Source organism: Paenibacillus sp. 1001270B_150601_E10 (assembly GCF_015558675.1).
In the GTDB taxonomy this organism is placed as follows: Bacteria; Bacillota; Bacilli; order Paenibacillales; family Paenibacillaceae; genus Paenibacillus_B.
Genome location: NZ_JADMOL010000002.1, coordinates 270,504 through 296,945, shown reverse-complemented (window position 1 = coordinate 296,945; position 26,442 = coordinate 270,504). Strand labels below are relative to the sequence as shown.

At 47.2% G+C, this 26,442-nt stretch carries 21 protein-coding genes and 1 CRISPR repeat array; of the genes, 2 read left to right on the top strand and 19 right to left on the bottom strand.

Going from position 1 to position 26,442, the window contains the following annotated elements; all coding sequences use genetic code 11:
* Positions 1-24 precede the first annotated feature (24 nt).
* The 17 genes from cmr6 to I2H74_RS06240 all read right to left on the bottom strand — a co-directional run bounded on the left by cmr6 (position 25) and on the right by I2H74_RS06240 (position 22,311).
* Positions 25-819 (bottom strand): type III-B CRISPR module RAMP protein Cmr6, encoded by a 795-nt coding sequence (cmr6, locus tag I2H74_RS06325; protein ID WP_195572556.1) that lies wholly within the window; start codon positions 817-819, stop codon positions 25-27.
* A 1-nt stretch (position 820) separates the two neighbouring features.
* On the bottom strand, positions 821-1,177 hold the full coding sequence (gene cmr5 / locus I2H74_RS06320) for a type III-B CRISPR module-associated protein Cmr5 (RefSeq protein ID WP_195572555.1): 357 nt from the start codon (positions 1,175-1,177) through the stop codon (positions 821-823).
* Positions 1,174-2,085: a type III-B CRISPR module RAMP protein Cmr4 gene (gene cmr4, locus I2H74_RS06315; RefSeq protein WP_195572554.1), complete on the bottom strand. Its 912-nt coding sequence runs from the start codon at positions 2,083-2,085 to the stop codon at positions 1,174-1,176. The genes cmr5 and cmr4 overlap by 4 nt, the downstream gene beginning before the upstream one ends.
* 19 nt (positions 2,086-2,104) lie before the next feature.
* Positions 2,105-3,400, bottom strand: coding sequence for a type III-B CRISPR module-associated protein Cmr3 (cmr3, locus tag I2H74_RS06310; protein WP_229106429.1), 1,296 nt, complete (start codon positions 3,398-3,400; stop codon positions 2,105-2,107).
* Complete coding sequence (cas10, locus tag I2H74_RS06305; protein WP_195572551.1) at positions 3,397-5,232, bottom strand: type III-B CRISPR-associated protein Cas10/Cmr2; 1,836 nt, start codon at positions 5,230-5,232, stop codon at positions 3,397-3,399. The genes cmr3 and cas10 overlap by 4 nt, the downstream gene beginning before the upstream one ends.
* Positions 5,199-6,770 carry a type III-B CRISPR module RAMP protein Cmr1 gene (gene cmr1, locus I2H74_RS06300; RefSeq protein WP_195572548.1) on the bottom strand — a complete coding sequence of 524 codons (1,572 nt, stop codon included), beginning with the start codon at positions 6,768-6,770 and terminating at the stop codon, positions 5,199-5,201. The genes cas10 and cmr1 overlap by 34 nt, the downstream gene beginning before the upstream one ends.
* Before the next feature lie 266 nt (positions 6,771-7,036).
* A CRISPR array of direct repeats spans positions 7,037-8,544; the repeat unit is 32 nt; unit sequence ATTTCAATCCACGCACCTACGTGAGGTGCGAC.
* A gap of 348 nt (positions 8,545-8,892) precedes the next feature.
* Complete coding sequence (locus I2H74_RS06295; RefSeq protein ID WP_195572546.1) at positions 8,893-9,285, bottom strand: rhodanese-like domain-containing protein; 393 nt, start codon at positions 9,283-9,285, stop codon at positions 8,893-8,895.
* Between the two features lie 90 nt (positions 9,286-9,375).
* Positions 9,376-10,245: a sugar phosphate isomerase/epimerase family protein gene (locus I2H74_RS06290; RefSeq protein ID WP_195572544.1), complete on the bottom strand. Its 870-nt coding sequence runs from the start codon at positions 10,243-10,245 to the stop codon at positions 9,376-9,378.
* Positions 10,246-10,259: 14 nt separating this feature from the next.
* The gene (locus I2H74_RS06285) at positions 10,260-11,261 is read right to left on the bottom strand and encodes a DUF6005 family protein (RefSeq protein WP_229106480.1); all 1,002 of its coding nucleotides are present in this window, start codon (positions 11,259-11,261) and stop codon (positions 10,260-10,262) included.
* A 6-nt stretch (positions 11,262-11,267) separates the two neighbouring features.
* A complete protein-coding gene (gene asbD, locus I2H74_RS06280; RefSeq protein WP_195572540.1) occupies positions 11,268-11,543 on the bottom strand; it encodes a petrobactin biosynthesis protein AsbD in 276 nt (91 codons plus the stop codon).
* Positions 11,540-12,799 (bottom strand): AMP-binding protein, encoded by a 1,260-nt coding sequence (locus I2H74_RS06275; protein ID WP_195572537.1) that lies wholly within the window; start codon positions 12,797-12,799, stop codon positions 11,540-11,542. The genes asbD and I2H74_RS06275 overlap by 4 nt, the downstream gene beginning before the upstream one ends.
* Complete coding sequence (locus I2H74_RS06270; protein WP_229106478.1) at positions 12,775-14,736, bottom strand: IucA/IucC family protein; 1,962 nt, start codon at positions 14,734-14,736, stop codon at positions 12,775-12,777. Before I2H74_RS06270 ends, I2H74_RS06275 begins: the two co-directional genes overlap by 25 nt.
* Before the next feature lie 57 nt (positions 14,737-14,793).
* The gene (locus I2H74_RS06265) at positions 14,794-16,659 is read right to left on the bottom strand and encodes an IucA/IucC family protein (protein ID WP_195572533.1); all 1,866 of its coding nucleotides are present in this window, start codon (positions 16,657-16,659) and stop codon (positions 14,794-14,796) included.
* Positions 16,660-17,019: 360 nt separating this feature from the next.
* The gene (locus I2H74_RS06260; RefSeq protein ID WP_195572531.1) at positions 17,020-17,931 is read right to left on the bottom strand and encodes a carbohydrate ABC transporter permease; all 912 of its coding nucleotides are present in this window, start codon (positions 17,929-17,931) and stop codon (positions 17,020-17,022) included.
* A complete protein-coding gene (locus I2H74_RS06255) occupies positions 17,921-18,793 on the bottom strand; it encodes a carbohydrate ABC transporter permease (RefSeq protein ID WP_195573394.1) in 873 nt (290 codons plus the stop codon). The genes I2H74_RS06260 and I2H74_RS06255 overlap by 11 nt, the downstream gene beginning before the upstream one ends.
* 28 nt (positions 18,794-18,821) lie before the next feature.
* Positions 18,822-20,120, bottom strand: coding sequence for an ABC transporter substrate-binding protein (locus tag I2H74_RS06250; RefSeq protein ID WP_195572528.1), 1,299 nt, complete (start codon positions 20,118-20,120; stop codon positions 18,822-18,824).
* Between the two features lie 412 nt (positions 20,121-20,532).
* On the bottom strand, positions 20,533-22,311 hold the full coding sequence (locus I2H74_RS06240; RefSeq protein WP_195572526.1) for an ABC transporter ATP-binding protein: 1,779 nt from the start codon (positions 22,309-22,311) through the stop codon (positions 20,533-20,535).
* 152 nt (positions 22,312-22,463) lie between these two features.
* Between I2H74_RS06240 and I2H74_RS25095 the strand changes: the two genes are divergently transcribed.
* Complete coding sequence (locus I2H74_RS25095) at positions 22,464-23,351, top strand: AraC family transcriptional regulator (protein WP_195572524.1); 888 nt, start codon at positions 22,464-22,466, stop codon at positions 23,349-23,351.
* Positions 23,352-23,416: 65 nt separating this feature from the next.
* Here the strand turns inward: I2H74_RS25095 and I2H74_RS06230 are convergent, their stop codons facing one another.
* Positions 23,417-24,694: an adenylosuccinate synthase gene (locus tag I2H74_RS06230; RefSeq protein WP_195572522.1), complete on the bottom strand. Its 1,278-nt coding sequence runs from the start codon at positions 24,692-24,694 to the stop codon at positions 23,417-23,419.
* Positions 24,695-24,804: 110 nt separating this feature from the next.
* Between I2H74_RS06230 and I2H74_RS06225 the strand changes: the two genes are divergently transcribed.
* Positions 24,805-25,689: a LysR family transcriptional regulator gene (locus tag I2H74_RS06225; RefSeq protein WP_195572520.1), complete on the top strand. Its 885-nt coding sequence runs from the start codon at positions 24,805-24,807 to the stop codon at positions 25,687-25,689.
* Between the two features lie 402 nt (positions 25,690-26,091).
* Here the strand turns inward: I2H74_RS06225 and I2H74_RS06220 are convergent, their stop codons facing one another.
* A complete protein-coding gene (locus I2H74_RS06220) occupies positions 26,092-26,439 on the bottom strand; it encodes a hypothetical protein (RefSeq protein WP_195572519.1) in 348 nt (115 codons plus the stop codon).
* Positions 26,440-26,442: the final 3 nt, after the last annotated feature.

Here is a 26,442-nt window from a genome sequence, read left to right as displayed (position 1 = left end):
TCTTTCATGGGAAAAATAAATACATCAGAGTTCAGCAGCTTTTTTAAAGCGGCCATATCCTGCATTGATCTTACCACCAATCCCCTCATGTTCCATGGCAGCTACAACAAGCTTCTGAGCAAGTCCCAGCAATGCGACACTGTCTTCATTAACCGATTCACATGAAAGCAGCACCTGAAAGTCCGCTCTTACCGAAAGAAAAGGGATCGGAACAGGTGAATCGTCATCACGTGGTGGCTTCATGGATTCACCATTCAGGTTATATTCATGATGGTGAGGAGTCATGACATCCAGAACAAGAGCTTGTCCAATCGTATCTTCGGTAGGAAAAGCATCATGGTAATGGATTCGAGAAGCTTGATCTTCACAGCCAAACAGAAGATTATAATACTTGCCTCCTATACGAAATTCAACGTGTTCTTCCCCTACATACCGATGGCAATAATGAGCTGTCACCCCTTTAATTGCCGTTCCGGGAAGGTAGGGGACTCCGTAAATGCGATGCAAAGTAACATGTGTCTCTAATATGGACGACTGTCCTTGCCCCATAACGAGTGCCGACTGATTCTGAACGATAAATCGTGTGTAGCTTGAATGTGTCAAAGAAGTTTCATATCGCTTCATTCTCTGGCTGTACCATTCGGGAACTAGTGTCCATTCTTTGCGATATTTTTCGATCAACTGAATATAGAAGCTTCGTTTACCATCTCCAGCCCCTTCAAGAAATGCTTTTAAAACTCCCCGCTTTCTATAGTCATCATTTAACTTCGTCAATTCCAGGAAAGCGTTCATTCCGCCTGCTGAATGTTCTGCCCCCATCCTATTCGTCTGCCTCCTCTACTTTGAGAATAGCTTCCGCATATCGTTTAAACCAGATAGAGGCTCGCAGAGCCTTTCGAGATAATTGTCTGTATTCCGCGCTCTGTTCAGGGAGTTCCTGTTCCCAGTCCTGTATTTCCAGTGCTTGCCCCAAATCTTTTAAGTAAGCCTTATAAGCTTCACCTTGCTCTTTATTGTTGCTCCGAAAATAAGCAATCGTAAGCCGTAAGCCGTTTAGCATTACCATCGATGGGAACTTGTGACACAGCCGCCCATAAGCCTGAGCCCCCCCTGACTGTGATTGGTTCAGGACACCGTTATAGGCTACTTTCGCATAATGATGGTCTGTGGATCTCATCTGCCATCCCCCTCAGCATAACGGCAGCACACACGCCCCTTGCCTACACTTGCATTGCCACCGATTTGCAAACTTATATCTCCACTTAACGCGTCCAGCAAATGTTGCGGCGTAATCGATGCTGAAGAACCATAAACCTTATCGCACCATACAGTTCCATATAATACAGACTCCTCCGGGAGATACTCTTCCGTCCATAAAGCCTTTGCCTCCGCTGCTTTCGTCTCAGAAGAAATACGAATACGCGTCATCGTCTCACAGCACATCGTAACAAAATATTGAAATGCATCGTCCGATACTAAAACAAAGCGCTCGGTAAACATACTCCTCGACAGTTCATCCGAGAATAATTGTTGAGACAACCAGCTTACCCAGTTATCTAGATCGGCTGAATCATCTTGTTCCCCTATGCATTTGAATTCATCCAAATAGATATAACGTTTTGAGCAAGTCTTATTTGAACGTGTTACGAGAGCTTTCTCGTCTCCTTCATCGGTCTTGATATCCAAGATTTGTTCGAACTGCTGGATATCGATAGGGGGAATTGTGATGCCTGCCGCTTCCGTTTCCCGAATCATTCGCTTGATGGCCAATGGACAGGTCACATAGGCAAATGTCCCATATCTGCTCGATACAGGAAATGCAAGCAATTTGCTGTCTGATAACACAATCGCCCCTGCATTCCCCTCTTCATCATTAGAAGTGCCGAATGCAGCTTCTATCCAGCGCTGAGACTGCCTGGAATGAAAATGTTCCCGATACACGCCCTTCATACTGCTGCCCGGAATAAATGGCCATTCCGTTATCCGCTCTCTTATAATCGGCATATCTACGAGTCCAACCCCTTGTCCTGTTCCCACATGTACGGGTGACAAGCAATGGATAAAATATAATTTATTGTTCTTCATGCCATAATCCCTTCCTTATTTATATTAAAATCATGGGACTCCACAGTCCCCACAGCGCCAAGCCAAATCCATCATCCTTGTCAAAAGCTTCTTTTCTGCGATTGAGATCGGATACGGACTTGAGCCAGTTCTTAGTTACCAAGTCTTGAGCATCTCCCTTCAACACCTTGAAGAAATAGACACTTCCAGCTGGCACCATTCGACGCACCGATTTTTCCTCCAAGTGATGATGCCAGCCCGATACGGGTTGCCAACGCGGCACACAAGCCCAGCACAATTGCAGGTCTACACCTGATCCCCAGGCATTTTCATATACAAGCTGTTCATTAAACCCTCCTGGAAGCCATCCCTTGGAAAAATACGCTGGTGTAGCAAGAACCATTCGAATATAGGAAGGATCCCCTGCATCGTGCAATGCATCCAGAATTTCAGTCGGGCAAGACCAATATGTGGCTTGCTCCGTCTCATAAAAATGTGCTAGACCTCTTTTGCCTCCTAATGAATGAATCTCTGACAAATCGACAGGCCATTTTAGATGAGCAAGCTTTACATCTATTTCTGCTAACAAGTTCATTCCATCCGGCAGGATAAGTGACTCTGTAGAGAATAGCATCTTGTCCTTAGCTGTACGAGAATCAGGCTGAATAGCTGTATGCACGGTTTCCTGTACAGGAAACGATGACAAAAAATGATCTGTATCCTCAAAGCTTAAACCTGCTTTCCCCTTTTCGCTGCTATCATCTTGTGCTAACTGCTTGCTCATATCTACGGTCTTAGCCCTTCTGTCCCATCGACTCAGTTCCCTGCGCCAATCTTTCTCTGTCAACAGGTCACACAACCATCTAGTCATCCATTCCGCTGACATATAGGAAGGACTACTCATTGCAGGCTTATGCTTGTGGGCACTTAGTGCAGGCCACATCTGATCATACAGCCCATTTCGCCCAGTGCCGAAATACCCTTCGCCCTCATTCAACAAGGCAGGTCTACGAATATTGACGCACAGCTCTCCGCTGTCTTTATCTGTATAGAAGCCGACATCTTGAGGAATTGGATAATAAACAATCCCCTTGTATTCATAAAGAGGTCCACGAACGACTATTCGATGAAGATTCTTATGCTCTAATTGCTTAACATCTTCTTCCGATAGGCTGGAATCAGTGCTGACCTTACCCAGCAAGGTTCGAATCGATCCTGCCAAGGTACTAGGTACAACATCAGTCATCGTGTGCGCTCTTACACCGGGCGCTGCCTCAAATGGCCTGCCGTCTCTGATCATCAAGGGATCAATAGGTCGTATTTTCAATACATTCATTGATCATTACCTGCCTTTTCTAGCGTTACTGCCAGAATCATTAGATCCGCCAGCATCCTCAACTGCTTCAAACCATCTTCGCTAGAATCGTAAATTGTTTTCAGACATGGTAGAACCTGCTGCTCTATATACTGTTTGGACTCGTTGAATGGCGCTTTCTTCAGTGCTATTCGTACAATTTCCTTCCAGATAAGCAGCTTCTGCTGCGGTTCAGGCATATCCCATTGCGACTCTCCGAACATCCGCGAATACTGCTCATATATTGCTCGAAGACCAAACCCAAATTGAGCGGAGATCCAATATTGTCGATAAAATGCTTGCAGCCTTAACACCTTCTCCGTTGGATCAATAGAGAAAGGCATGCTGACTCTCATCTGATCACCACCACTACGCTTCTGGTAAATGATCGACAATTCATCTTTGTTGATTTTTGCCATACGCTCAGCTTGCTTGGCAAACCTACGAACATCCTCCAGTGGTTCGCGCATATGAACGATGGCAATACCAATAGACAAGGTGGGTTTTATGTTGCTTTCAGGTACTATTTGTTCCATTGCAAGCTGAAATGCCTGTCGCAATTGATTACTTAATTCGAGGCATTGGTCCAGCGGAGCATAAGCCATGATATCGTCCCCGCCGCTATAGATGAGTTCGCCATCATGATTATGAACGATCTTCTCCGCGCTTAAGGCGAATTGAGACAATGTTTCACTAAGCCTCCGGTGCTCGTTAACGTTCTTCATACGACCGAGGAGTTCACCCATTCGGTCTCCATCTGCAAGCAGGAAAGCATAGTAAGGAGTAAACTGAACTCCTGCAATCATTAACTTCTGGTACAACTTATCCAGTTGATCTTTAAAAAAAGATAAAACCTCTTGTTTTTCATCAGCCAGCATTGGCGTTAGACCTTTTTCTGCAACATAATTATCTATATAGTCTTCAATACTGCTCTTGTAGAATAACCGGAAATCATAACGATCAATGTCATTGTCTTCAAATGCTAATCTATTCTTGAACCTGCTGCGCAAGGTTAAATAATATTCCTTTACGTACTGATGTGCTTCATCATTCAGCATTAAGCTTTTTCGAAAAGGCTTGAATGCAGCTTCACAAACAGATGGGAAATGGTCTTTACGCTTCGTAAGATGGAAGGAGAGTCTCTTTACAACGGATATCGCGTCTAGCGCCTCCTTTTCTCCTATACCGTAGCGCATATAAATATCAGCTTTCTCAGGATACAGCACAGACTCCCGTCCGCTGTCCAAGCTGGACTTCTTTTCTCCAAACAAATTGTTTCCCAACTCATGCTGTTTGAAATCTCGTAAGGTCTTACGTGCGGCTAGAATTTGCTCGGCTCGTGCTACTGTCTCACGATATTGATTATCATTTGACAGCGGAACCCATACAGCCTGAAACTCGATCAAGTCTTTGACCTGACGATCCCACATGCCTTGATTAATACTTGAACCTAAAAGCTTTTTTGCTTTATGCGCATAGTCCAGCCACTTGTTTGTTACCGATTGACGCACTTGCCACGCCACTTTTTGGGGGTCTGCTGTTACTACAATAGCAAGCAGCTTGTTCGCAACTCGCAATTCTCCCTGAGCAGAACCGCTAAATCCATCTATGTTCATATATTCATTAATTAACCGTGGAAATACAAGCTCTCCATAACGTGCAAGCTGGAGAGCAGCCTCTTTACTTAATTCAGACAGCAAGTAGGAACCAAACCAGAGATCGCGAGTTCTTCGTGCTTGTGCAATGAACTCCTGGACAGGCCCTATGGAACAAAGCATGATTATTTTCTGTTGTTGTAATTTGACGTCTTCCATCTCTTGATCTCCTTACTAGCCAAAAATGCGTCTATAGCCGATTTATAGGTTTCTCCAGTAGATTTATATACTTCCACTTCTTTTACCATAGGATTATTCTCTAAATGGTTATAGGTAACAACAGGGGTATAGATATGCCGATCATTGATAACATTGTCCTTTAGTTTTTTTTCAACATCACGAGTAATAGCCTCGTTATCATGATTTTTAGCATCTTTATCTGCAATGGACAATTCAAGCTCACCAAGTTCAGGCTGCTTAAGGATAATGACTGCTCCATAACCTTGTTCCCGACTTACAGCAATCGATTTCGTAATAAGGGGAGAGGCCAGCCTGTCTTTCTTTTTAGGTTTCAATTCGGTTGTATACGGTTCTCTCTCATGTTTTTCTATTCTTTGGTCTTTGCTATCACTTCGGAAGTGCGTAATAATAGGCAAGCCAAACACTGCTCTTGGAAATGCATAATCTTCAGGGGCATCGGAAATGGTGAGTGGTTTCTTGTGCTTTTGCACGGCCATGCCCGTCAGCTTGCGGATCGAATCGGCTTCTGGCCAGTAACTTCTTCCTGGGCGCCTTGTTGTTTTTTGTCGGTCTGGTCTTCGGGATCGAAACTCACGATAAGCTTTGATTGTCTGCAACCATGCACAAGTAATAGGTTGCTTGCGCGGCTGAAGCAATATTTGGCTAGTCAACGTTGTCCAAGGACGGATTTCATTCCTAGACAGTAACTGAATCTTATACTTTTCCAGTCCATTATTGAACCAATTAGCTATATCTTTATCATTCTTGAACCACTGTCCTAGCTTAGGTGAGAATTCTGGACAATATAGGCTCCCGCAACCTCTGCGGGTTCTTGCTCCGATTCCGCCGAAGTTAATCCACGCCCATAATGCAGCATAAATCTCCTCTTTGTAACGTTGAAGCTCATGGGTTCGTACTTCATCGCTTCCGATACCCTCCATCGGACTCTCAATATGATACTTAATCCATAGCTTAAATTGGTAATTCGGATAATAGTATGGTGCTGCATTTCTATCATTCAATAGCGAATTGTTGTTAGAAAACTGACTTCGAGTATTATGCTTTGAAGTCTTACCATCTCTAAAAGGAAATAAGACATAGGCATAGTCGTAGTCATAGACATTGTCGGATAAGTCTTTTGTAAACCTTGTTTTCTTACCCTCTTTTTTTAAGATGGATTGGGGTTTAAACTTTTGCGAATCTTCTGGATGCTCAACCCAAATTTTCACACGGCTTGGTTGATCTGTATCACCAAAAATAGCAGCTTCTCGTTTTTTTAAATCCACTTCATTCTCGCATCGAGCCCCTCTTGTCGCACGCCACCAAAAACGCAAATGGCCGCGAACCGAGGAACTGCGAATTGGGAACTGCTCGTCCACATCTCCAGGAGTACTGCTCCCACCAAACATAGGAGTGACCACAATTATATCGAAGTCTTCTTGCCATTGCTTGTGACGTTCCGTCACCCGGTTCACAAGATCATATAGCTGCTCCATCTCGCTCTTATCTTTGGTCAATAATGACACCTCATTTTCTTTATGCTTTTTTCCCTACTTACAATAACTGTAAGTTAAGGGCGTCTACGCTATTAAACATTAAAGACTACTGATATTGATAGTTCTTTTTACCCATCTCATTTTCCTTTTAATATCTTGAAAATTCACCACAACGTAATATCTTCTTCGAATTTAAAAATTGAACACTACAGATCATATTTTTTATCAAATGATGAACCTACATATGAGGTCGACATGAAAAAAACTCCCTTTGGGCCCATCCTATGCTTTCAATCCACGCACCTACGTGAGGTGCGACGGAGCATTCAACATTCCTTCCAACTTAGACAGTGACTTCAATCCACGCACCTACGTGAGGTGCGACGCTTTCAACCTTGATAAAGTCGGAGATGCAGTTAAAATTTCAATCCACGCACCTACGTGAGGTGCGACCCTGATGACATGGTGTTGATCCATAAGGTTGAGTATATTTCAATCCACGCACCTACGTGAGGTGCGACCCTAATGACATGGTGTTGATCCATAAGGTTGAGTATATTTCAATCCACGCACCTACGTGAGGTGCGACATTTTAGATCGTCCTGTATCAGTCTATATGCCAACATTTCAATCCACGCACCTACGTGAGGTGCGACTATCATCCTGTCATTGGTTTTGTGCAGATCGTTTATTATTTCAATCCACGCACCTACGTGAGGTGCGACGGGCGTATAACGAAAATTATGCGTACTCAATACGATTTCAATCCACGCACCTACGTGAGGTGCGACAGCTGGAGCCGCAAAGGTTTTATACGAGATAGGCATTTCAATCCACGCACCTACGTGAGGTGCGACACGATAACTAGATTCCTTGATAACTCCACTTACAGATTTCAATCCACGCACCTACGTGAGGTGCGACTGGATCTGCGTTTCGGCCTATCGTTATATCAAAATTTCAATCCACGCACCTACGTGAGGTGCGACTGTCCGAGTCTTCGCACTTTTAGGAGGCGCTCATGCAATTTCAATCCACGCACCTACGTGAGGTGCGACTGGGTTCAGGGCAGGACAATAGCTTTGGTGTAAGATTTCAATCCACGCACCTACGTGAGGTGCGACACTAACTGAATCGGATTGTTTGCCTGATCAGAAGGATTTCAATCCACGCACCTACGTGAGGTGCGACAAGACATTATCAATGAGTTGGATGACATGATTCGTATATTTCAATCCACGCACCTACGTGAGGTGCGACGACAAGCTCGCGAAAAGCGATGAGGAGAAAATAATTTCAATCCACGCACCTACGTGAGGTGCGACTCGGAAAAATGGGAAAACGCCTCTGATTGGTGCGATATTTCAATCCACGCACCTACGTGAGGTGCGACCGTATACTCTAAAGTACGCTTATGCTGAAATAATGATTTCAATCCACGCACCTACGTGAGGTGCGACTTGAAGACCAAAAACCTCGATAGGCAAAGGAAAATCATTTCAATCCACGCACCTACGTGAGGTGCGACTTTCTGCAAACGTTGAATTAATTCTTTCGTTACAGATTTCAATCCACGCACCTACGTGAGGTGCGACGGGTACAGATAGTGAAATGACCAAGGCTAACATCAAATTTCAATCCACGCACCTACGTGAGGTGCGACGATCGGTGAGGGCGTTCGAGATAACCTATGGTAATTTCAATCCACGCACCTACGTGAGGTGCGACTGGGAGCAGGCAGGCTTGAACATCCGTAAAGTGTGATTTCAATCCACGCACCTACGTGAGGTGCGACAGCGAATATCAGTCAAAAACAAGTAATGTACACAAGTTTTTGATTAAAACAATCAATGCAGTGATTTCCTTAGTCATAAATTATAGAAATTCATCTTTTGTTTTGGAAATATAGCAATATTATGGATAAAACTTGGTGCGAAACTCCCTAGTAAATCATGTGCACTATACATTCGCACCATAATACCTATTTCTTTAATGTAGCGCTCATATACTTTTTTCAAATAGTATTAAACCAATCTAGAATATCCATTGCCACTTTATTATAACAATGATCGTATATCCCTTCCATTAACAACCACAACACAAAAAAACGAGTGCCTCAGCACTCGCCTTTTGCCTATCTACATTATGCTGCTTTCTTCCCCTTGCAAGGCAAATCCTTGGTATCGTTCCATACTAGACTGCCGGCTGTCCGAAAGCCGGATTGATGCAAGATCTTGGTCGCGCGCTTCACATGCTTCTTGGAAGAAGACACAATAAGGATGTCATCCTCAGGGCGAAGCTCCTTCTTGCTCACATAGGGCAATCTTCCTATATATATGTTCACGGCGTTCGGCAGATGATCCTCCAAATAGTCAGAGGGATCCCGCACATCCAGAATCTGAATGTGCTCCTCAGCAAGCTGGCGGCATACTTGATCGGGGTCAGCAAGCTGAATCTCTTGATTTACCTTGTGATTGCGGTACAATGCCACTCCACTGATCAAGACAACGGCTAGCATAACAAGAAGTCCTGTCATCTCCATCATCCTTTTTTGATGTTCCCCTTAGGGGTATGTTTACACTTATTATACCTATGGGGGTATACCAAATCAAGAGCGGCTTTGTCCTTATACTTGAACCACTTGGGCTTGAGGAACTCCCTTGCCAGCAAATGACTGGAGCCAGCAGCTTTCTTCACGCAAGACGCTGAGCGGTGAAGGACCGAACCATTCAACGGATGCATAGCAGTCCAGCTGCTTGGCGTAATCGAGAATCGTTGAATAATCGACGACACCCTCTCGAAGCAGCACCATGCCCTCACGGGTTCCTGAAGCTGAATAAATATTGGATGGCTCGAAAATATGGACTTGGTGCGGTAAAGCTACATTTTTCAAATGGAAATAATCCACCCACGGCTTCAGTCGCTGAAGCGTATCCCGCACGTCCCGTCCATATTCCCATGCATGAAGGACATCAAAGTTCAGCCTTACATTGTCATAGCCGGTCTCTGCAAGCAGCGCCGTCGTTGACTCGAGAGAATCGGTTAGCGTTCCGGGATGAATCTCAAGCACAACCTTGATCCCGCTTCGCCGGCATCGCTCACACAGCTGCTGGAGCCTGCGCACACAGCTTGCTCGCTCCATCGGTGTCAGAGCCAGACTTCCCTTTCTCCCGGCAAAGGTTCGAATGCGATCCACCTCAAGCCACTGTGCAATTTGAATCAAATGATCACATCTGCGAAGAGCTGCTGGAAAGGCTTCATGCGATGAGATGTCCAGATAATCGCTCAGCATGGAGATCTCAAGCCCCTCCTGCGCGAGGCTTCTGTGCAGCGATGGATCTTTTGAGCTGCCGGACAAATACTGCTCATAAAGCTGATCGGCATGAACACCCCACAGCTCTATGCCTTGATAGGCATGCTCCTTAGCAAATCGCATCAACTCTGTGAAGGAGATCAGCTGATGGCGAAAGGAAATAGTACATATGGCAAATTTCATCGGGCAGGCTCCTCTCAAGAGCAAATGGTATGCTGCGAATGTTTTAACTTCTGTCGATGCCAAATCTGATAGAGCCGATAGACCTCCTGCTTGATCCTCGTCTCGGTCTCATCCATCTCTTCAAGCTTCTCAAGGACCAGTGCAAGCTGCTTGCCGTTCTTCGTCATTCCCATCTTGATCGCCAAGTATTGTACCTGATGGTAGCCTTTAACGAGTTCCTCAATCATGTCGCAGTAAGATTCAAAGGAGCCTTGATCTTCATCCGTCTCGTCCAAAAAGTACATGAGCGCATGCTCATAGCTGTATTTGCGGATGGCGAGTACTGGAAGCTGGCGCACCGATCTAGCTAGCTGCTCGATCGATCTTCCGTGGTGCCCATATCCCATATCTTTGACCACCGCTTTGAGCTGAATGGTCAGCGTGTTTTCATGTTGGAATACAGCATCAAAGTACTTGTCCACCGCTTCAGGCGCTGCTTCAAGAAGCTCATAAGCCTCCACGTAGAAGCCTCCGCCAAACGCATTGCCGATGAAGGCTTCCCGAATTCTCTCAACAGGCATCGTCCCTCTCCATCTAAAGTCAGCATCGATCATATCCCATTCATCTGGATTCGAGGTCTTCCTTAGAATCAGAAAGTGCGGGAACGGCTTTTGATTAAACTTATTTTCCCGTTCAGGCATCAAGGACATATCGATTTGAGCAACGACGTATCGTTCCGAATGGGCTTCCTTTACCAGCTGCTGAAGGTAAGCGAAATTCGTATCGCTTCCTACAGAATGGTCGTACCATTCGTGAACCTTGGCGCCGAACAGGGCTTCGTAATGTTTGAAATAGTGATCATGGTTGAGATCGTGCTGGTAATACGTAAACTCCCCTTCTTCTGTTACATCGAATGGCGCGTCCCACAAGCCAAAATAGAAGGGACGATAGTCAATGGATGTTTGCTCCCGAATCGCTTCACACAAGCAGCTGATGATGCAGTGAACCTTAATGCTGATTTCCTCGCCTTTTATCATCACCCATTACCCCCTGTTCTCGATCCCGGCAGGCAATGGTGTCAATTCCATCATAAAGTCAAGCACGGAGCCAAGCGTGGCAAAGGCTCGCGGGTCAATCGTATGATCTGGCACCTCTAGGCCAATTTCCAATTCGATATACACAATGAGCTGTATAATCATAACGGAATCAATTCGCAAATCCTCGTTCAATCGCAAGCCTTCCTCTGCATGCTCTACGCTTAAATTGAATTTATCCAATAGAAGCATGAGCAGCTTATCCTTCAGCTCTTCTCTTCTCATCCTAATCCTCCTTGTATCAACAGCCTGCGGCTGATCTTTCCAGATGGCAAGCGGGGAATCTCTTGCACAAGTTCCACCTCGGAAGGCACCTTATAAGTCGGCAGACTCTTCTGGCACCAAGCCCGGATGCTGTCCTCCGTTACGGTGTGGTCGCCTACAACCATCGCCTTTACGCTGTCGCCTGTGACAAGATGCTGCCCACGGTAAACAACGACCTCCTGCACGCCTTCCATTCGAGCAATGACATGCTCCACTTCAAGCGGGTGCACCTTTAGACCCGACACATTAATCAGATCGTCCAATCGACCGATAAATCTCAATCTGCCGTCCGGTGCTTCGGTGCCAAGGTCGCCAGAACGAATCTCCCTCCCACTGCAGGTTGTCAGCATCAATTCGCTTGGGTAGGACGAAGCTTCTACTTTGATATGAGAGAGCGCAAACCCAAGATCATCAAAGCCTTTCATGCCAACAGCAAGACTTACGCAGCCGGTCTCCGTGCAGCCATATTGTTGAATCAGCCGCTCTGTCTGTTCATCCAATAGTTGGTACACATTCAATGGGAGCGGAGCCCCAGAGGAAATCACAGCATGGAGGCGGTGTCCTGCCGCAATGCCATGCGTGAGCCAAGGCAGCAGCAGTTGAAGCAGGGTGGGAACGGCATAGACAAGATGCTTCGGTCGGCTCAGCATGCATTGAAGCATGTACTTCGAATTGCTGCTCTGACATATAAAAGGCTCCACGCCGCGCTGCAGCGCAGACAACACGCCTGTGATCAAGCCAAAGGAATGGGTAATCGAGGTCAAAATGACCGGCTCGCAATCCCCTAAGCCATGTTGATAAAGGACCTCATTATAGGCGGCAATCTCTTTCTCAATTTCAGTCCAGGTTCGGCCGATCAGCTTAGGGCCGCCTGTTGTCCCAGAGCTGAATTGATACAAGCTTGGGAGAGCACCGCGAAGCTTCTCTGTGGATTGAATCGGATGAATTTCGCGCACGGAGCCGTAGAACAGCCACCTGCAGCCCGCTTCTGCAGACAGCTCCCTAGCTGTATCAAGTGGAGTCTCACCGTACAGCAGTAGAACGGAGTGTCCATGCTCCCGAATGAGCTGAACCATCGTAATGACCATCGCCGCATCTGTGGCACAAATGGCATAGCAGATATGCTTGCTCGTTTGGAAGGGCTCGAGCAAGTGGTATGCTTCGATCAGCGCATTGTATTCTGCTTTAGAAATCAATTGATGATTAACGGTAAACACGCTTCATCCTCCTTTAAATGCTCCCATTCTCTTTCCTTGCGGCTTGCCCAAAACAAAGGATTCGGCGCTTGTCGCGGGGCGGTGACCACCTGACCATACATTCTTTTCTGTGCGAGAGGTTCAATGCAGGAATAAGAAGCTTGCAGGTTCAAGCGAACAAAACGATCCTCCAGCTCTGGATGCTGCTCTCGATAGTCCGACAGCTCTTGGACGACCTGCTGCCACAATCGCTGCTCCTCCACTGCTGCCGAAGTATGGGAGGATTCGGAGACATATTCGGCAATATGCATAATCAGATAGCCGATGTTCATGAACCACAGCGCATCGATCATCATCTCCTGCAAGCTCTCCACACTCTCCATTTCGAAATAATCCCCTGGCTTGCCATCTTTATAAGTTGGATAGAGCTCCGCAAAGTTCGGCACCAGCTCCGGGGACTTCAGAAATGGGGGATAGTATTCAACCCCTTCGTGAAAATCACGCAAGGCCACCCCTACGGGCCAGCCTTCCTGATGAATAAGAATCATGTTCTGAGCATGCGACTCCAGCACGATGCCGTGAGCAACGAGCAGGTGCACAACAGGCACAACACTCTTGCGAATAAGCTCGCGGAACCACCGCTCCACGCCGAACGTTTTCAGCCAAGGTGCAATTTCAGGTTCACCCTGCGGGCGTACAGCCAGCATCGCGTGAAAGGGGAAGGCATCCTCACCTTCCGCCAAATATTTTTGCACAGGTTCTCGCCAGATTGCGCTGGCAGCTCCTTCGGCGGGCAAATAGGAGATTCCCGCGTATTCCTGAAGCAGGACAACCTTTGTCTGGGTGGAAAAATATTTATCCGAAGCTACGATTTGCTGAAGCCAGCTCGATACATCCGGTGCAGATGCGACAGAGTGGAGCGTAAGATCACGCAGGGAAGAGGTATTTACAATATGAAGCGACAGCTTAAGGTCGGCCTTCCAGCTTCCGCTCCTATTGGTGAGCGTACGAATCGACTGCTGCGGACGATAACGGTCTTGACCTCGTCCAAGGGGGATCCATGTTCCAAGGTGTATAGCTTCCTTCCATGTCTGTGAGAGATAGCGCTGCCATTGCCAAGGATGTACAGGCAAATACCGATACTTTGCTGGATCTACCCCCTCGCAGACCAACTGCTCATGAAATTGCGCAAGCTCCTCCTCTGAAAGCTCTTCTTGGATAAATTCTTCCCACGTCTGACCGTCCCGTACCCGGATGTGAACTTCATCTTGAGGAGCCGCCACCCACATTATGGTGAAGGTTGGGCCGTATTCGGGAGCGTAAGCCCGCTGATCCTCCAGCTCAAAGCCGATGCGAGAGCGAAAGCAGGGATGATACGGATGTCCATCTGCAGCCTGGGCTTCAATCTCAGCAAGCTGCATCTCCAGCAGCGCTCTCCACGGACGGCCCTCTGTCAGTCGATGACGTTCGTTGCGGAAAGTCGCTTCGATCTCCTCGTAGAATGATGGCAGAATAGAATGAGAAACTTGCGAATGGCCCAGCACTTCTTTGATGAATAGAGATAGATCTTCTGCTTCCTTCGAGGCTCCATGTTCTATCCGCAGGACCGGTTCCGCTAACAATTGAATCCAGCCAAATGTGAACCTTGTTCTGGCCCTGCATCTGTAGGCTACAGGTTCTCCTCTGTCATTGATTCCGTTCAGCTCTAGCAGCAGCTTTTTCGACGGGAAAGAAGAGGATATTCCACCGCTTGTTTTTATAATTGTTTCTTCAATTGTTTCTTTGATTTCTTCTTTGATTGGTTCAGTGCTCGGTTTACTATAGGTGCGCCCATCAGAGGCTGTTTCTCTATACACAATGCTGGGAATCAGTGCGCCTTCAAACATAAGGGCCTCAATCAGCTGTCGCAATACTCTTCTGCGTGCTGTTGCTTCTGGTGATCTATTCCGATCTATCATCACGAACGTTGTCTCCTTGTCTGATTCGAACGAATCCATCGTCATTCACCGATCATCTCAACCAATCGCCGCAACCTGCTCTCGCCAGTGTGACGTAATGTGCTTGGCCTTTCGGATCAAGCACGCTTTAGCTCCAATAGGATACAGCGGGTTTGGCATGTGCGCGTACACCGCTTGTTCGAGCTCGCTCTCAAGCTCATCGATGTCCAAGCATTGGGTCAACAGATTCGCCTTTACGCGCATTGTAGGCTGATGTAACCATGTCTGGATAAGGCTTGAGTGGATTCGATCAAGCGGCTGCAAAGATTCGAGCGCTTCATAGAGATCGAACAGCAGCACCTTCTCATCTACAAGTCCCGCTGCCCCAAAAGACTGAATCATGCCAAGCATATGATTGACAATGAGATAGTAGCCGAACCGTTCATCAACGATTGCATCATCAAATACATTGGAACTCTTGCTTGTACCGGGAACAAGTTTCTCGAGGCGCTCAACCATGGAACGCGCATAGTAATACCCTTGGCTGTCTCGGTAGTAGAAGTCCTGTGGAAACCCGTCCTCATCAAGCACAATAAGGCTGTTCTGCAGATGCGCTTCCAAGGCAATGCCATATTCGTTATAGAGCCACACCATCGGATGCAGCGTGAGCTTCATGTAAGCACGGAACCAAGCTCGGCTTACCCCAGCGCTGGTTCTTTTCTCTCTTTTATTCGCACCTCTACTCTTTCGAATCATTCGTACCATTAACGGCTCCTCATCTTGGATGCCGTCCTGCGTAAATGCAGCCGCAACGATCACGCGCTTGCCGTCCGCACCTTGAAAAGGATGCTCGCGAATCAAAAGCTCGAACCCCGACTCTCCCTCCGCTGATTCGCTTAAGGTCATATAAGCACCGTCTCTTATAAAATGAAAATGAGGATAGACTTGATGGAGCGGAGCTTTGATTTGATCCAAGACGCGGCAGGCTTCTAGCGCACCGTCTAACTCTGCACGCTTGTTAATCCGGACCGAATTCGTAATTTTGACCTGAAGCGAGCATTTATACATAACAGCTGAGGCTTCACGGCATACCGTGCGAATGGAGGAAGTTGCCGAGTACTCCTGCCCCAACCTGCCAAGGTCAATCAGCTTCCCTTCTGCCTGCCAGTTGATGACGTGCTGCTCTTTGAGAATCGATTCCGCCTGAACGGGGTGAACCGGAATAAGGACATAGCTAGGGTGGTCTAAATAGGCCTTCATATGGGATTGAAGGGATGAGCGATGATCAAGGTCAGGGCTTGCGAGCTCGCGATAAAGCTCTGTTCGAATCAGCGCGGAAGCCGGCTGTCCCCATTCCGAGCGCTCCTGTACAATCGAACGATGGGCTGCAAAGTAACGAAGCTGGAAGCGTCCTCGGGTCTCTGGCGAATAGCAGGGATGGAAATAAGCTTGAACGCCTTCACAACTCTTCGGCGTCGGATGAAAGGGATGTCCATATAGGAGGGATTGTTCATAATCCAAAAAGCTGAGGTCCGGTTCATACAGGGAATCCAAATCCCCCATACGAGCTTGAAGATAGGTTGCCATTCGGTTGTTGCTGTTTAGAATGCGCCTAAGCAGCTCTCTTGGATAAGGCGAGCTCTGATCGACGGATAATTGCTCCAATAATAATGAAGCAACAGTAGCCAAGCTTATCGGCCTAATCTCGTGGACAGGATTCAGCATGTAAATCGGCAGGTCGAACCGATGGCGGCCTGTCTCGGAGCGGTATCGTACAGGTGCTAGTATCGCTAGATTCAAAGAAGGAAGCAGCAAGCGAAGAATCGGCATTTGCTTAAACATTGGATGATAGCCGATCCACTCTCCGTCTCCGGTTTCTCGCAAATAACAATTGAGTAGATTCGTTATGGATGCTCGTTCTGCCGCGAACATAGGGTCGATCATTAGTGGTATACCCCTTTTTATCAATAATGATAATCATTATCAATATTATAATCTTGTGGGTAACCCTATGGACATAGACTTCATTACCTCTCCATATGGATTATTTTGTATTTAAATCTATCGATCTCTTCACTTCCAAACAAACAGCATGCTCAAAGGTTATTCTGACTTCCATAAATGATGATTCCGTCTCTATGGTATGTATCCTCTCTTTAGTAAAAAAGGTGCCTCTTCCGACATGGAAGAAACACCTTCAAGCTTCAAATACTTGTGTGAAACTACTGCCATTTAAGCCTTCGGAACTGTGAGCCTTCTAGGATTTAGGCTTGATATATCGATTTAATGCTGTTGAATCATCACTCATCCTTTGATCCCAGTCAACGCAATTCCTTCAATGATATGCCGCTGCGCAATGACATACACCACGAGCACCGGAATGACGGAAATCGCCGTTCCCGCCATCATTAAGGCCCAATCCGCTACATACAACCCCTTGAACATATTGAGCATCAGCGGAACCGTAAATCGCTCCGGCGTACTCAGGAAAATAAGCGGATCCAAGAATTGATTCCAAATATCCTTGAATGCAAATATCCCAAAGGCAACCAATGCTGAACGAACAAGCGGCAATATCACGTTCCAATAGATCCGCAAGGGATTGGCGCCGTCCATGATCGCGGCTTCCTCCAGGTCCCGTGGAATCCCCATCACAAACTGCCGCAGCAGGAATACTCCGAAGGCGTTAAAGAAGGCCGCAGGCATGATGATGGATAAATGCGAATCCACCCATCCAAGCTTCTGAATCACCACATATAAGGAAACGATCGTGACCTGTTTTGGAATCATCATCATGGACAGAAACAGAATAAATAGAACGCCTGCACCCGGAAAACGAATCTTCGCAAAGGCATATGCTGCGAGCGAGCAAGTCAAGAGCGACACCGCCACCACCACAATGGAAATATAGAAGCTGTTGAAGTAAGCAATGTCAAAGGGCATGGCCTTCAGCGTATCGATATAGTTGCTCCAGACAAATGGGTCTGGAATCCAAGCAGGCGGGATCATAAAGATCTGACCGATATCCTTCAACGAGCTGCTTACCGTCCATAAAAAGGGAAACACCATGACGACTGAGCCTAAGATCAACACGAGATGAACCAGCAGCCCGGATAGGCTCCATCTGGAACGTTTTTTTGCGGAACCGCTCGAGCCTCCTGCGAATGCGGCATGAGCACGCTTAGGCTTAAAGCCTTCTGATGCATCAGCCCTCATAGTGCACCCACCTCCGCGAGAATTTGAATTGAAGCAGCGTCAGCGCGAGGATCATGAGAAATAAAATGGTAGCCGCAGCAGCGCTTGCCCCCATGTTCGATTCCACAAAGCCGCGGTTGAAGATGTGATACACAAGCGTATAGCTTGCCTTCGCTGGTCCTCCGCTCGTCATGACAAAGGCCTGGTCAAATACCTGAAATGAGCCGATGGTTGCCATGATCGTGGCAAAAAAAGTGGTTGGAGACAGCAGCGGCAGGGTAATGTGCCAGAACTTCCGCGTCCTGCTGGCCCCATCAATCTCAGCAGCTTCATAATAGGTCTGTGAGATTCCCTGCAAGCCAGCCAAGAAGATTACCATGTTAAAGCCCAGCCCCCACCAGATGCTCAGCATCGCAATGGATGGAATGACCCAATGCGTGTCTGTCAGCCATTTGGGGCCTGTTATGCCAATCATCCCAAGCAGCTGATTGATAATTCCAAAGTCGCCATTTAAGAGCCAGATCCAGATTACCCCGATGGACACAGAGCTCGTTACAACAGGCATAAAGTAGATCAGCCGATAAATCATTTTCCCCCGAATGTTATGGATAGCAAGGGCAAGCAGAAGACCAAGGACGATGCCCGGAGGAATTGTCAAAACTGAGTAATAAAGCGTATTGACCAGAGCCTTCTTAAAGTCAGGGTCACTGAATTGTTCCGCAAAGTTCGCGAACCCAACGAACGCCATCGCTCCAAAGCCATCCCACTCCGACATGCTGATCACGAAGGTAAGCACAAGCGGGATGAGCGAAAAGACAAGGAGCCCAATCAGTTGGGGCATAATGAAGAGAATCCCCCACCACTTTCGTTTGCGATCATGCATTCCATTCACCTTCCTCTATCACAGCGCCTTACTTCGCTTCCGCTGTCTTCTTCTGCACGACGCTCGAAATATTGGCAATCGTCTCCTCCGCGCTTGCTTTTCCGAGCAGCATGAGATCGTAGAGATCTTCTACTTCATTCGAGAGGCCTGGCACTTGTGCATAATAAGTTTGCGGCGATCCTGGGGCGATACCGGTATCACGGCCTTTTAAGAGATAATCCGCATGGGCTGGAATTCCCTTATCCAATACCACCTCATCGATGCCTGCAACTGACGGGACGGCATTGCCCGTGTCCGCAAGGCGTGCCTTTTGTCCTTCCTTCGATACATAGAAGGACAAGAATTTCTTCGCTTCCTCCTGCTGCTTGGAGTTTTTATTTACCGCCACATAGGCAACTGCGATGCCGGAAGGATTCGTCTTTTCCGACGTATTGGAAGGCCAAGGAATGTAGTCGAATTCAAGGCTCTTGTTCTCACTGAACATCGGAGTAAGCCAGCGTCCTGCTGTTACCATAGCGACCTGCTGTGACATAAACATCGCGTCCATGCCCTGGCCTTTTGGCAGTGACCCGCCGTAGATTACCCCGCCGCTTTTCACCAGATCCGCGATATATGCGATTGCTTCCTGTGCCTTAGGATCCTTATCGTAGACATAATTGCCATCCTTGTCATACATATTGCCGCCATTGGACCATACCCAGTTCAGCATAGGCAGCGAGCCTTTTTCCTGAACGAATCCATACTTGTTGATGGACTTGAACTTCGCCGTCACTTCCTTAAACGTATCCCAGTTCCATTTTCCCTCGTCAAAATACTCTTGCGGCGTCTTTAGTCCTACTTCCTTAAACAGCTTGATGTTGTAGTACATCACATAGGGATTGCAATCAACGGTGATGCCGTACAACTCATCCCCCTGCTTCGCTGCCCCCCATAAGCCTTCTGCATATTCCTCAGCCTTCGTATAGCTGGCATCGGTCTTTAGAAAGTCGGACAGCGGCAGAATCGATTCACTCTTCACAAGCTTCGCCATCGTCGTATCGCCAACATAGAAGACGTCTGCCCCTGCTCCGCCTGATAGTTCGGTCATAAGCTTCTGCTCATAGCCGTCACTTGGAATCGGGATAAGTTTAACGCTCACATTTTTATTTTTCTCCTCATACGCATCGATCGCCCGTTGGTAGACCTTCAGCTCTGCGGGATTGCCCCAAGCCGACATCGTTAGCTCTACCTTGCCCCCTGAACCGCCAGAATCACTGCAAGCCTGCAGCAATGGAACCATAACGAGCATGGCCATCATGACACAGAGAATCGATATTCTCTTTTTCATAAACACCCTCCTTATTGTGGTAAGCGTTTACAAACATGAAGATCAAAGTTCATATCCATCTTATGGAGCATACGACACGTCCATGCCATTATTTTTTATGAGAACGAAAGGAATTCGAGTTCTTTCAGGTTCTTCACCGTAGGATAATATGATTTTTTAAAATTATGATACGAATTAATATGTCAATATTGAGATATTAATCCTTCTTCTCTTGCAAGCCGTGAAAGCATAGGGGGCAAGCCAAATCTTCGTGTTTGAGGTTGCGGAGGAGCGCCGCCAAAAGGCGTTGGAGCTTGGTGCGACTTATGCCGTTAATCCGATCGAGAAAAGGGCGACCGTGAATCTTCATGATGCATGAAGATAACGATCGCCCTTTCCTTCGTTATGCTTGAGTCTGTTCTAATCCATCTTATTACATATTCTTGAGCTTATAGAACTCGCCCTTCTGCGCAAGAAGCTCTTCATAGGATCCCATCTCAATAACACGTCCGCGCTTCATCACGACAATTCGATCCGCATTGCGAACCGTAGATAGACGGTGCGCTACAATAAAGGTCGTTCTTCCCTCCATCAGCTGCTCCATCGCCTGCTGCACATGCTTCTCGGAAGCGTTGTCCAATGCTGAAGTTGCTTCATCCAGGATAATAACCTTCGGGTCCCGTACTAGTGCTCTTGCGATGGCAATGCGCTGACGCTGCCCTCCAGACAATCGTCCGCCATGCTCACCCACCGTAGACTCAAGGCCTTCCGGCAGTGCATCGATGACATCCTGCAAGTTCGCCATCCATATGGCCTGCTGCAGGCGCTCCTCTGTAATATGAGGCAGGCCGTAGGTAATGTTCTCCCGAATCGTGCCTGAGAACAGAATATTATTTTGGAGCACAATCGCAAGGGATTGGCGATATCGCTTCATGCTCCAATCCTCCATGGGGAGACCGTCAATGAATACACGTCCCGTCTGAGGCTTATAGAATCCGATGATCAAATTCAGGATCGTCGACTTCCCGGAGCCGGATTCCCCTACAAATGCAATCTTCTCTCCGGCCTTTACCGACAAATTGAAATCCTCCAGCACATGCCGGTCGGAGTCAGGGTACCGGAAGCCAACATGCTCAAAGCGGTATTCGCCCTTAAGCTGCTCTGGCTTCAGCTTCCCTTGATACTCCTCCGTCTTCTCTGAATGAAGCACCTCCGTTATGGAATGCAGGGATTCGAAGCCCTTCACCAGATTCGGATACACATTAATGATGGATGACACCGAGCCTACAATCATCCCAAAAAAGCCCTGGTACATCACGATGTCGCCGACCTTCATATAGCCGAGATACGACAAGTATGCGGTAAAGAACAAGCATGCGACCTGAAAAATCTGAAAGGCTACCCAGCTTGATGATCCAAAATAAGCCTCCAGCACATCAAGACGATGCCCGCGCTCGCGAATGTGCTGCAGCGCATGATCGACTTTTCGAATCTCTTCATCTTCAAGGCCATGTGCACGTGTGACGGGAATCATCTCCATCGTCTCCGATACACGTCCAGACATGTTTTCGATATTTTTGCGGACATCTCGGTTCCTCGTTGCCATCTTCGTCCGGAAGAAGCGCACGAGGAGAATCGACATCGGTGCCAGGAAAATAAAGAACAGCGCCACAATCCAGCTGTGGTATAGTGTTAGTCCGATAATGATAATTAAGTTGATGATCGCCGGAATGATATTCATCAGAATCTGGCGAGACAAGAAATCAATCGCTTCTACGTCGCGGAGCACCTTCGATTGCAGCTTCCCAGCGCTAATATCGCCATGGAAGCCCAAGCTTAGCTTCTGCAGCTTGCGCACAAGCGTGCTGCGAAGTCCCGCTTCCACGTGACGCACCGCTTTGCTTATATAGCTGACATGAAGCGTATGCGTCAATATATTTTGCATGATAACAAGCAAGATAACAACGAGATTGATCCAAAAATCCCGCATTCCATACTGATCCGGATACGTCACAATATTAATGATATTTGCCGTTACTAGTGGCAGAATCCAGACTGGCGAAGCTTTGATGGCATAGAAGAATGCGGATAAGCCGATCTCCTTCATATGCTCCCTGTACAGCCGTGACAGCAGACGAAGCGGCTTGATTCTTGCTGCCTGCTCTCCTTCAAACCATTTTGAGAAATCCAATGACTCCATCGTTTTAGCCATTCGATTGAGTCCCCCTTTTGTTGTCCTTGATGTGTGCTCTATGTTGAACATGGATAAGTATAGTGCTACCCTTACCCAACATCCATAACAAGATCGGTCAGTTCTTGTGCTATAATTTAACTAAATCGGACATTTAATAGGAGGGTTTCCCCGTGGAACATTTTCCGCCTGAGCGTTGGTTTGATACGATCAACGGTGAATCTCACTTATTCAGTACGCATACCCGAATCGTTGAACGAGGCTGGTCCTTCGATCGCCATATTCATCATAATCTGATTGAACTAAATGTTGTTCTGGAGGGCCACCAGCATGCAAGTGTTGGCAGCGCTCGGTACAAGCAGCGCCAAGGCGATTTGCTCATCATTGCTCCGAAGCAAATTCATAGCTATGAGTCATTGGAAGCAGACCGCACGCGTTTTTTCGTAACTCATATACAAGTTCCTGACGACGACTTCCTACAGCTGCTAGCAGCTGAAAATGAAGAGCATTACACAAGCCGCCACCCACTAAACAAGCGTTTAATGCCCATCATCCATCAACTCATCGACGCGCTTTATAGCCAGAGCTTCTCTAAGATTACGATCATGCTCAAGCTGTACCAGATTCTAGACACCATTCAGCAGTACCTGAAGTCAAATATGGATGGCAAGCTTCATGCGGAACAAGACCATCTTGCCTATCAGATCGCAAAGCATATAGAAGCCTTGGTGATTATGAGTCAGCAAGACGAACAGCTTCTGCATGCCGATTGGTCCGAGCTAATCGCTCAGCAGCTTAATATGAGCAGACGCCACTGCCATCGTCTGTTCAAGTCCGTGTATGGCATGTCCTTGCGGGATTACTTTATGATCTTGAAGCAGCAGGAGGCAAAGCGGCTGCTGCTAACCACCGAGGATTCGATTGAGGAGATTGCCCATCGCATCGGCTATGAGAATGTGCAGAGCTTCAGCCGCCAATTTACGAGATGGGCCAATTGTACACCAAGAGACTATCGAAAGCTGCATAAGGATGAAGCCTTTCATTTGACACCTCTGCAATGAAGAAACCATGCAAAAAGACCTTCGCCATTCCTGCTTAATGAGGACAACGAAGGTCTTCTTTTATATTAGCGTATAATCATTTGCTCGCGTCTTGGACCGACAGAGATATTGTGGATTGGCACTCCGATCAATTCCTCAATGCGAAGCACATAGTCTTGCGCTGCCTTAGGAAGCTCTTCGAATGTACGAATGCCGGAAATATCGCTCTTCCAGCCAGCAAGCGTCTCATAAACCGGCTTCGCCTTGTCGAGCTCAGCGGTTACTGGGAATTGCATCGATTGATTGCCATCAACCTCATAAGCTACGCATACTGGAATCTCATCCAAGTAGCCAAGAACGTCCAGGTTCGTAAGCACGACTTCCGTTGCGCCTTGCAGCATGCAGCCATACTTCGTCGCTACCGCATCGAACCATGCCATACGGCGTGGACGGCCTGTTGTTGCGCCAAACTCTCCAGCATCGCCGCCGCGAACGCGAAGCTCTTGGGCAACGTCGCCTTCCAATTCGCCCACAAAGGGGCCAGCACCTACGCAGCTGGAATAGGCCTTCGTTACGGCAATAACCTGCGTAATCGCATGCGGAGGCACTCCTGCGCCAACCGTTGCAAAGCCGGCAAGCGTGGATGAGGACGTGGAGTATGGATAGATGCCATGATCCGGGTCGCGAAGCGCGCCTAGCTGCCCTTCAACGAGAATCTTCTCACCGTTTTTCAAGCCTTCATGTAGAAGGGTTACCGTATCACATACGAACGGCTTCAAGAAGTCCGCATGCTCAAGCACGGCATTCATAATGTCCTCTACTTTAAGCTCTGGCTTCTTGTAGAGATACTCCATCATGATATTTTTGGATTCAAGCGCTGCTTCTATACGAGCTTGCAAGCGTTCCTTGTTGAACAAATCTGCAACTTGAATGCCAAGCTTCACATATTTATCGGAATAAAAAGGGGCGATTCCTGACTTCGTGGAACCGAATTGGCGGTCCGCAAGACGCTCCTCTTCGAGTTCGTCGAACAGCTTATGGTATGGCATAAGCACTTGAGCACGATCTGAGATACGCACGATAGGCTCAGGCACTCCCTTAGATACCAGTTCCTTGTATTCTTTTACAAAGTCACCGATATTAAAAGCTACGCCAGGTCCAATAATATTAGTTACGCCTGGGTAGAATACGCCGGAAGGCAGCAAGTGGAGCGCGAATTTGCCATGGTCATTAATAATCGTATGGCCTGCATTGCTCCCGCCTTGATAACGAACGACATACTTCGAATTTGCAGCGAGTACATCCGTTACTTTCCCTTTTCCTTCGTCTCCCCAGTTCGCACCAACAATTGCTGTAATCGTCATTGACACACCTCTTCTATACTTGAGATTGTTTCCCTATGATCAGTATAATGGGATTACTCATATAAATTAAATTAATGTTTATAATACCTTCTATAAAGGGGATTTATGCCATGATCGAAAACATGGAGTGGTATCGCGTCTTCTATGTCACAGCCAAAGCCGGCAGCTTTACGCTTGCCGCAGAGCAGCTGTTTATTACCCAGCCAGCAGTCACTCATCATATCAAGCAGCTAGAGCAGGCGCTTGGCGGGCAGCTGTTCTTTCGAACCTCCAAGGGCGTTCATCTGACCCACGCCGGGCAGATGCTTTATACCTATATTGAGCAAGCCATGAATCTCATTGGAACTGGCGAACGGAAGCTTGCCGAGCTTCATCAGCTGATGGAGGGCGAGATACGTATTGGTGCAGGCGACACGCTGTGCAAGCACTATCTCCTTCCTTATCTTGAGCAATTTCACGAAAGCTATCCGAACATTCATATTCAAGTCACCAATCGAACGACGCCAGAAACAATACAGCTGCTTAAAGCAGGCAAGATCGACTTTGGCATTGTGAACCTGCCTATCTCGGACAAGCAGGTTACGATCTTAGAGAGCTGGGAACTTATTGACTGCTTTATTACCAGCGCCAAATATAAGGATATCGCCAGTCAACCGCTGACTTGGGAGCAATTGATTCAGCTTCCGCTCATTTTGTTTGAAAAAGGGAGCAACACAAGATCGTATATCGATCATTTCTGCTTGCAGCAAGGGGTTGAAATGAAGCCCGAGATCGAGCTTGGCAGCGAGGATCTGCTGGTGGAATTCGTGCGCAGAGGGCTTGGCGTCGCCTGTGTCGTCAAAAATTTCATTCAAGAAGAGCTGAACAAGGGCACCTTCTATGAAATTGAAGTTGCCCCTCCACTTCCGCCACGCAAGGTCGGCATCATTACGATGAAGCATATTCCGCTTACCTCGGCGGCAACCACTTTTATTGAGATGCTGCCGATCGGGTAACGAGATGCTTACGATCTGGTAACGAAATGTCCACCCTATTCACCGCAGCTTACCTCTCCGCGTTATAGGAGTATAAGGTGATCTCTATTCTGACATTTGCAAAATGAACGATAATACCTAGATACTCCTTTTTTGACACAACGAATGATGCCCTCCTCTGATTGAAGCTAGAATCAATTGTATGAAAAGAAAAAAGGTCTCACCTAAGCTAACCCTTAGTGCAGACCTTTTGTTTTATGCATATACCAGCGAAGCTGCTTACTCTCAACAGTGATAAACACGAGAGTTGATTGATATTGATCATATGAAACGGCTTCATATAAATGTCTGCAATGGTCATTTAACAGAGTTTATCTAAAAACCTGAAAGTGCAGCTGTCTCGTGCTTGAATAAGCAGCACGGCTACTTTTTCTCTACCTTCAACAAAGTCACAGGCTTAAGCGTATACGTATCCTTAAGCTTCTCCTCTGGAATAACATTGAGCTTCACGAGACCTGCCAGCTTGGAGGGGTCCGTCTTAGAACAAAGCCTCCACACCTCAGGATCAGGGAGCGCTTCATACAATTTCGTGTCATCGTATTCCTTACGCTCCTGCAGAACCAGCTTGACTCGATAAGAGCCAATCTCGATATCCGACGTTTGCTGCTCTTGGCAGTAGGACATGATCTGCTCATGCAGCTCCTGAAGCTCAGCCTCAAGCTCCTTTTTTTTCTGCTTCAAATGATAATATCGTTTCACTTGGGTATCCATTTG

What these genes read in the sequence shown, in the direction of transcription:
- cmr5 (WP_195572555.1), bottom strand. Translation starts at nt 1,177, where the DNA reads ATGAGATCCACAGACCATCATTATGCGAAAGTAGCCTATAACGGTGTC.
- I2H74_RS06250 (WP_195572528.1), bottom strand. Translation starts at nt 20,120, where the DNA reads ATGAAAAAGAGAATATCGATTCTCTGTGTCATGATGGCCATGCTCGTT.
- asbD (WP_195572540.1), bottom strand. Translation starts at nt 11,543, where the DNA reads ATGAGAAGAGAAGAGCTGAAGGATAAGCTGCTCATGCTTCTATTGGAT.
- I2H74_RS06295 (WP_195572546.1), bottom strand. Translation starts at nt 9,285, where the DNA reads ATGACAGGACTTCTTGTTATGCTAGCCGTTGTCTTGATCAGTGGAGTG.
- I2H74_RS06255 (WP_195573394.1), bottom strand. Translation starts at nt 18,793, where the DNA reads ATGCATGATCGCAAACGAAAGTGGTGGGGGATTCTCTTCATTATGCCC.
- I2H74_RS06240 (WP_195572526.1), bottom strand. Translation starts at nt 22,311, where the DNA reads ATGGCTAAAACGATGGAGTCATTGGATTTCTCAAAATGGTTTGAAGGA.
- I2H74_RS06260 (WP_195572531.1), bottom strand. Translation starts at nt 17,931, where the DNA reads ATGAGGGCTGATGCATCAGAAGGCTTTAAGCCTAAGCGTGCTCATGCC.
- I2H74_RS06225 (WP_195572520.1), top strand. Translation starts at nt 24,805, where the DNA reads ATGATCGAAAACATGGAGTGGTATCGCGTCTTCTATGTCACAGCCAAA.
- I2H74_RS06285 (WP_229106480.1), bottom strand. Translation starts at nt 11,261, where the DNA reads ATGATAAAAGGCGAGGAAATCAGCATTAAGGTTCACTGCATCATCAGC.
- cas10 (WP_195572551.1), bottom strand. Translation starts at nt 5,232, where the DNA reads ATGGAAGACGTCAAATTACAACAACAGAAAATAATCATGCTTTGTTCC.
- I2H74_RS06220 (WP_195572519.1), bottom strand. Translation starts at nt 26,439, where the DNA reads ATGGATACCCAAGTGAAACGATATTATCATTTGAAGCAGAAAAAAAAG.
- I2H74_RS06265 (WP_195572533.1), bottom strand. Translation starts at nt 16,659, where the DNA reads ATGATCGACCCTATGTTCGCGGCAGAACGAGCATCCATAACGAATCTA.
- cmr4 (WP_195572554.1), bottom strand. Translation starts at nt 2,085, where the DNA reads ATGAAGAACAATAAATTATATTTTATCCATTGCTTGTCACCCGTACAT.
- cmr6 (WP_195572556.1), bottom strand. Translation starts at nt 819, where the DNA reads ATGGGGGCAGAACATTCAGCAGGCGGAATGAACGCTTTCCTGGAATTG.
- I2H74_RS06290 (WP_195572544.1), bottom strand. Translation starts at nt 10,245, where the DNA reads ATGAAATTTGCCATATGTACTATTTCCTTTCGCCATCAGCTGATCTCC.
- I2H74_RS06270 (WP_229106478.1), bottom strand. Translation starts at nt 14,736, where the DNA reads ATGATAGATCGGAATAGATCACCAGAAGCAACAGCACGCAGAAGAGTA.
- cmr3 (WP_229106429.1), bottom strand. Translation starts at nt 3,400, where the DNA reads ATGAATGTATTGAAAATACGACCTATTGATCCCTTGATGATCAGAGAC.
- I2H74_RS06230 (WP_195572522.1), bottom strand. Translation starts at nt 24,694, where the DNA reads ATGACGATTACAGCAATTGTTGGTGCGAACTGGGGAGACGAAGGAAAA.